The 6,905-nt window shown below is 43.5% G+C and carries 7 protein-coding genes (1 of these 7 running past the window's edge); 6 read left to right on the plus strand and 1 reads right to left on the minus strand.

Going from position 1 to position 6,905, the window contains the following annotated elements:
• Nucleotides 1-89 precede the first annotated feature (89 nt).
• The 4 genes from ccoG to R3P39_RS15045 are packed head-to-tail and all read left to right on the plus strand — an operon-like array spanning nt 90 to nt 3,850.
• Nucleotides 90-1,547: a cytochrome c oxidase accessory protein CcoG gene (gene ccoG / locus R3P39_RS15030; RefSeq protein WP_336568454.1), complete on the plus strand. Its 1,458-nt coding sequence runs from the start codon at nt 90-92 to the stop codon at nt 1,545-1,547.
• Between the two features lie 39 nt (nt 1,548-1,586).
• Nucleotides 1,587-2,561, plus strand: a complete 975-nt coding sequence (locus R3P39_RS15035; protein WP_336568455.1) for a serine/threonine protein kinase — start codon at nt 1,587-1,589, stop codon at nt 2,559-2,561.
• A 17-nt stretch (nt 2,562-2,578) separates the two neighbouring features.
• Nucleotides 2,579-3,202, plus strand: coding sequence for a thiol:disulfide interchange protein DsbA/DsbL (locus tag R3P39_RS15040; protein WP_336568456.1), 624 nt, complete (start codon nt 2,579-2,581; stop codon nt 3,200-3,202).
• 18 nt (nt 3,203-3,220) lie between these two features.
• Nucleotides 3,221-3,850 carry a thiol:disulfide interchange protein DsbA/DsbL gene (locus R3P39_RS15045; RefSeq protein WP_336568457.1) on the plus strand — a complete coding sequence of 210 codons (630 nt, stop codon included), beginning with the start codon at nt 3,221-3,223 and terminating at the stop codon, nt 3,848-3,850.
• Between the two features lie 101 nt (nt 3,851-3,951).
• Here the strand turns inward: R3P39_RS15045 and trmA are convergent, their stop codons facing one another.
• Nucleotides 3,952-5,046, minus strand: a complete 1,095-nt coding sequence (gene trmA / locus R3P39_RS15050) for a tRNA (uridine(54)-C5)-methyltransferase TrmA (protein WP_336568459.1) — start codon at nt 5,044-5,046, stop codon at nt 3,952-3,954.
• 166 nt (nt 5,047-5,212) lie between these two features.
• Between trmA and R3P39_RS15055 the strand changes: the two genes are divergently transcribed.
• Nucleotides 5,213-6,334: a DUF5610 domain-containing protein gene (locus tag R3P39_RS15055; RefSeq protein ID WP_336568460.1), complete on the plus strand. Its 1,122-nt coding sequence runs from the start codon at nt 5,213-5,215 to the stop codon at nt 6,332-6,334.
• Nucleotides 6,335-6,392: 58 nt separating this feature from the next.
• Nucleotides 6,393-6,905: the 5' portion of a glutamate racemase gene (murI, locus tag R3P39_RS15060; RefSeq protein ID WP_336568462.1), read on the plus strand. The gene runs 276 nt beyond the window's last position; only the first 513 of its 789 coding nucleotides appear in the window; it begins with the start codon at nt 6,393-6,395; the stop codon falls past the right edge of the window.

The following is a 6,905-nucleotide window of genomic DNA, read 5'->3' on the forward strand; positions in this document are numbered from 1 at the left end:
CAGATTGGCAAAGTCGTCACTGTTGCGGCAAGTTGCGTCAGGGGTCACTGTAGCAAGTGCGTCTCGTTCCTAAGCACTAAGGAGCTTCCATGGAGAACGATAAAATTAAGGTCAAGAACATCCCGTCAGATGTTAAAATCCAAAAGCCGAATGGCAGCGGAAAAGGCAAATCACTAAACAGCTCAACGCCGGACCGCTTTAACCCAAGAAATCGCATTTATGTTCGAGCTGTGAAAGGCCTCCATCAGCTATTACGTCGGCGTATTGGGTTTGTTGGCATGCTGGCTTTTATGTTATTGCCATGGATAAACTTTCGCGGTCATCAAGCGGTGTTATTCGATATTTTTGAGCAAAAATTCAATATCTTTGGTATGACATTGTGGCCACAAGATTTAACAATTTTTGCCTTTATTTTGATGATTGCGGCGTTTGCGCTGTTCTTAGTCACTACTTTTTATGGTCGAGTTTGGTGTGGTTATACCTGCCCGCAAACAGTGTGGACCTTTATTTTTATTTGGTTTGAAGAAAAGTTTGAGGGCAGTGCCAATCAACGTAAGAAGCTGGATCAAAGAAAAATGGACTTTGATAAGTTTTGGCGGAAAACGGCAAAGCACAGCAGTTGGATTTTATTTTCTCTCTACACCGCCATTACTTTTGTTGGCTATTTTACCCCTATCAGAGCGCTTATTCCCGATCTGGTGACCTTTGATGCCAGTTTTTATGCCGTTTTAAGCATTATTGTATTCACGGTATGTACTTATGGTAATGCTGGTTGGATGCGGGAAATCATGTGTTTGCATATTTGTCCATACGCACGCTTTCAATCCGCCATGTTCGATAAGGACACTTTTACGGTAAGTTATGATGCCAGTCGCGGCGAAAAACGTGGACCACGCGGTCGTAAGCAAGATCCCAAAGAGCTAGGGCTGGGCGACTGCATCGATTGTAATTTATGTGTTCAAGTATGCCCCACGGGAATCGATATTCGCAATGGTTTGCAATATGAGTGTATTAACTGTGGTGCTTGTATTGATGCCTGCGACGGCGTGATGGATAAAATGAATTACCCGCGCGGCCTGATTTCGTATACCACTGAGCGTAATCTAGAAGCCTCATCCGAAAAAACTAAGGCCGTTCGCGGTAAGTTAATCGGTTACTTAATGGTGCTGGTGATCATTACTGGGGCATTGGCTGCCAATATTGCCATGCGCCAAGCAATGGATCTTGATATCATTCGAGACAGAAATCAGCTCTATCGGGTCGACTTTGATGGTCGTGTGGAAAATACCTACACCCTTAAAGTGATTAACAAAGCGCAAGTAGCACAGCAATTTTCTATCGCGATCGACGGTCTAAGTCATTACGAAGTGATCGGTAAACAGAACTTTGAGCTGCCAGCAGGTAGCACGTTAAACGTTCCTTTGTCGGTGATCATCGACCCGTACGATTTGAACAAGCCGGTTACCGAGTTTGAATTTATATTAATTAATGAGAGTGAGCCAGGTGAACAGCTGGCGCAACCCACAAACTTCTTTAAAGGAAGGTAAGAAAAGCGGGGCAACCCGCTTTTTTTATCGCTGAGTTATATGAATGATTTTAGTTTTAACGCCTTAACGCCAGATTTAATCTTGGATGCTATTGAATCGCTGGAAATCTATCCGACATCTGGGTTGTTGGCGCTAAACAGTTATGAAAACCGAGTTTATCAGTTTGCTGCAGAAGATGGCCGGCGTTATGTGGTGAAGTTCTACCGCCCGAATCGTTGGACGGATGAGCAAATTTTAGAAGAGCATGAGTTTGCCTTAGCGGCGAGTCAGGGTGAGGTACCTGTGGTAGCGCCTTTAGTCATTGCGGGCAACAGCTTGCATTGTCATGCCGGCTACCGTTTTACCTTGTTTCCAAGTGTTGGTGGACGACAATTTGAACTAGATAATTTGGATCACCTAGAGATTTTGGGGCGTTATCTCGGCAGGCTGCATGGCTTAGCTGGCAGTAAGCCATTTCAATATCGGCCAACATTGAGCACTGAGCAGTTCCTCTTTAAGGCAAAAGAAACCTTATTAAAAAGCCAATTAGTGCCTAGTCATTTACACACTCCATTTGTTACTATCCTTGAGCAAGTCATTAACTTAGCGTCACAGCAGTATCAAGTGGATTCAACCATCCGGCTGCATGGTGATTGCCATGCCGGCAATTTGCTTTGGTCAGGCGAGCAGTTGATGTTGGTGGATCTGGATGATTGTCGCCAAGGGCCAGCAATACAAGACTTGTGGATGATGCTTAACGGCGATCGCAATGAGCAGAGATTGCAGCTCGACACCTTGTTGATGGCATATGAAGAATTTAACTCGTTTGATAGTAAGGAGCTGGCTTTAATTGAGCCTTTACGTGCCATGCGGATGATTAATTACATGGCTTGGCTTGCTGAGCGCTGGCAAGATCCTGCTTTTGAACGGAACTTTTCTTGGTTTGCAACGGACAAATACTGGGAACAGCAGATCCTAGCATTAAAAGAGCAACTGGCTGCACTGAGCGAACCAAGTTTGAGCTTATTTCCATAAAATTTAGAGAGAGTCGCATGCTAAAAAAATTACAACTTGCATTTATTGCGTTATGTTTACCTATTGCTGCCTTGGCATCAGAGTTTGTTGACGGTACGCACTATGAAACGATTGCTACACCTGCGAGTGAAACCCCTAAAGTTACTGAATTCTTCTCATTTTACTGCCCACATTGTTTCCGCTTTGAGCCAATCGCAAAAGCCATCGAAGCAAATTTACCTGAAGGGGCTGTGTTTGAGAAAAGCCATGTAAACTTTTTACGTGGATTGCCTGCGCAAACACAAAGTAATCTGAGCTATGCCTATATTGTTGCTAAGCAAGCTGATAAAGAAGATGTCATCGCAGAAAAGATTTTCCGTGCCATCCATATCGAAAAGAATCAGTTAAGAGATATTAAAGACGTTAAAGCACTTTTAGCGGTAAACGGTATTGCTGCAGAGAAATTCGAAGCCGCTGTGGCCAGCATGCCGGTGATCAGTGCTGAGAATAATATGCAAAAAGCACAAGAAAAATATTCAGAGTTAGGCGCATTAAAAGGGGTGCCGACTTTCATCGTTAATGATAAGTATCGCATCATCATGCAGGGGATTGAAAGCCAAGCACAACTTGATGAGCTTATTGCTTACCTATTAGAAAAATAAGGACTGGAGAAGTAACTAATGTTGAAATTAATCAAAGGTTTGGCCATCGCTTTGATGTTGCCGTTAACAGCACAAGCAGCCCCTTATGAAGAAGGAGTTCACTATGAAGTGGTAGCAGAACGTGCAACCAGAAAGCCTGAGCTCATGGAGTATTTTTCGTTTTACTGTCCAGCCTGTAATTCCATGGAAAATATGCTGGCAGACATTAAGCCGCAGCTCGATGAAACGGTGACCCTGAAAAAAAGCCATATTGATTTTGTAGGTCCTAGAGACCCAGAAGTACAACAAGTACTGGCACAGGCATTAGCAACTGCATCTGTACTACCGCAAAAAGATAAAATTGTGGCTGCACTGTTTAATCACATTCATGGCAAGCGTGGAAAAATCAACGAATTAGCTGATGTTAAGGACATTTTTGTAGCACAAGGTGTTGATGGTGAGAAGTTCGATAAGCTTTATGCCAGCTTTGCCGTACGCACAAAAACCTCAAAAATGCAGCGTATGCAGCAAAACTTAACTCAGAAAGGCGCGCTAACTGGGGTACCGACTTTTATCGTTAACGGTAAGTATAAGTTGTTGTTACGTGAATCAAACACCACAACGCCTGAGAAAATTGCAGCGTTAGTCAACTACCTTGCTAAGAAATAATTGCTTTAGTAGAACAACAGGCTCAATACATAACTGATTGAGTTAAATAAAAAACCCCGCATCGCGATGCGGGGTTTTTTATTTAGCTAAGCCAACTACGATTACTTCCTAACTAAGTAGACACCGGATTCAATATGATGGGTGTAAGGGAACTGATCGAAAATCGCCATACGTGCTATTTTATGGCTTTGGCATAATAACTCTAAGTCGCGCTCCAGTGTGTCTGGATTACAGGAAATATAAATAATATTGTCATAATTACTGACTAAGCGACAAGTGAGTTCATCCATACCTGCACGGGGTGGATCAACCAAAATGGTTTGGCAATTGTAGGAAGACAAATCAATGTCTTTCAGGCGTGAAAACTTCTGCCCTTGCATGGCTTGGGTAAACTCTTCACTCGACATGCGAATAATGTCTAAGTTTTCAACTTGGTTTTCGGCAATATTAAATTGCGCCGACTTCACTGAAGACTTTGATATTTCAGTAGCCAGGACGCGGTCGAAATGCTCTGCTAAGGCAATGGAAAAATTACCGTTGCCGCAATACAGCTCGAGTAAATCGTTGCTTAATGGCTGACTAATCGACTGTGCCCAAGCTAACATTTTTTCATTGACCTCGGCATTGGGCTGGGTAAAGCTGTTTTCTACCTGTTGATACACATAACGCTTGCCGTTCACCGTCAGTGACTCAATAACAAAGTCATTGCCAAACACCACTTTTTGCTTTCTTGCACGGCCAATAAAGTCAACCTTGTACTGCTGTTGTAATTCATCGCGCAGTGCATTCATTTCTTGCTGCCATTGCTCATCGAGCTGCTTGTGATAAAGCAAGCTAATTAGTACCTCACCGCTGAGTGTGGTTAGGTAATCAATTTGAAACAGCTTACGACGCAAGATTTCATTATGCTTTAATTTCGCGATCATCACCTGCATCATTTCATTGACTAACGGAGCGCCTGGGTCAAAGCTATCAACACGTATTTTTTCTTTAGTTTGTTGATCAAACATGATGTGGAACAGATCGTCACCGTCATGCCAGACTCGAAACTCACAGCGTTGGCGGTAATGGCGCGGTGCAGACTCGAACACCTCAAGCTCCGGAGCATTAAATTTAGCGAATTGCGCGCTGATACGTTGAGCTTTTTCGCTTAACTGTTGCGCATAGGTAGAGTCATCGATTTTTATTACAGCCATGCTAAAACCATCTATGTTGAATTAAGAGGCGCTATTGTAGGGAGCGTTGCTAATTTGTCCAGTCTAGCATTGTTGTCTATACGGAGTTGATGTTTTTTTGCACATATCACTACAGCTTTTGAGTTCTGTGCAGATAATAAGAGCTAGATAATGTGGAGGGCAAACCATGAAAATAGAGCAATTATACCAGTTGCTTAACCCAGCAATGCAGCATAAGCCTGGTAAAAGCAAAGGAATTGAACCAAATATACAACTTAACACTGACAATTACGCCGGCGATAAATCAAAACTGGCTGCTAAGTTATTAGACGATAAGCTAGCTGAAAAGCTGGGGAGCGAGAAACCCGCTCAAGACAAAAAAGACAAGCCGCTTTTTGATTTTGAGGCCATTGTTAAAAATGTCTTGGAGTTTGTTCAAGGGGTGGTTAAAAAAGCGCAAGCCAATGGCGAAAGTGACGACGCTTTAAAGTCGATGCTGAGCGATGCTCGTAAAGGTGTACAGCAAGGGATCGATGAGGCCAGCGAGGAACTCAAGGGCATGGGAGCGTTTAATAGCGACATTGAAGAGGGCATTGCGCAGTCTAAAGAAGGCATTTTTTCGGGATTGGACGAGTTTGAAAAATCCTTATTTGAAGAAAAGTCACCGCAAGCCATGGCAGTCAGTGCGGCACAGTTTGCCAGCTTATCCAATCAAGCAGAATATGCTTTTACTACTGCCGAAGGCGACGAAGTGGTGATTTCTTTCTCTGATACATACTCTCAAGGCCGCGCTGCCAGCGTTGCGCAAAAGGACAATAAGCAAGGTATGGCTTATGGCATTAAATCGTCGCAACAAGTCAGTTTTTCAATTGAAGTTAATGGTGAGTTGAATGAAGACGAACAGCAAGCCATCAACGACATGATGAAAGATATTCGCGATGTCAGTAATGCCTTTTTTGCCGGCGAGTACGACAGCGCCTTTGATATGGCCAAATCATTGAACTTGGGATCGGATCAGGTAACCAATTTCACTATGGATTTAAAGCAAAGTAAAACCAGTGCCGCGATTGCGCAATATCAGCAAAGCAACCCAATGAAAGAGTTGGAAAAGGCGTTTGCACCACTGAATGATCAACTGGCCACCATTCAAGAGCAAGCTAAGAAGTTTAATGCTCAAGAGCAAATACCAGATATTATGGCGTGGATGAACCAAGGGCAAACACGACTTAACGAGTTCTTAGACTATGCCAGCAGCTTCTTTAACAAGCTCAATGACGCGAACACAGAGCAACAGCAGCAAACTAGCTAGTTTATTTTATTAGTAAGTCGTGGCAAACTTCAGCGCCTAGGATTATGGGAGTTGAAGTTTGCCACACATATTAGTATTTGATTCAGGGGTTGGTGGAACAAGCGTGTTGCATGAAGTGCGCGCTCAGATCGCTAATGCCCACTTCAGTTATGTTATGGACAACGCGCTTTTACCTTATGGCCTACAGCCACAAGAGGTAATTAAAGCCAGAATACGGCAGCTTATCGCTTGGCAAAATCAAGCTTTACACCAAGTCGATATGATCATTATTGCCTGCAACACAGCTTCCACGTATGCCCTAGAAGAAGCACGCCGTTATGCTAACGTTCCAGTCATTGGCGTAGTCCCTGCAATAAAGCCGGCTGCAGCCACCTCTGAAACGAAACATATTGCACTGTTAGCGACACCAGCCACTTCGAATAACGCCTACACCAAAAAGCTTATTACCGACTTTGCAGGTGATTGCAAAGTGACCGCCCTTCACTCAACTGAACTGGTCAGAATTGCTGAACAACTATTTTGGAACGGTGAGATTAATTGTGCTGAGCTACAGCGGGAATTAGATAATATC

Origin of the sequence: Pseudoalteromonas sp. UG3-2, from assembly GCF_037120705.1 — a bacterium.
Lineage (GTDB): Bacteria > Pseudomonadota > Gammaproteobacteria > Enterobacterales > Alteromonadaceae > Pseudoalteromonas.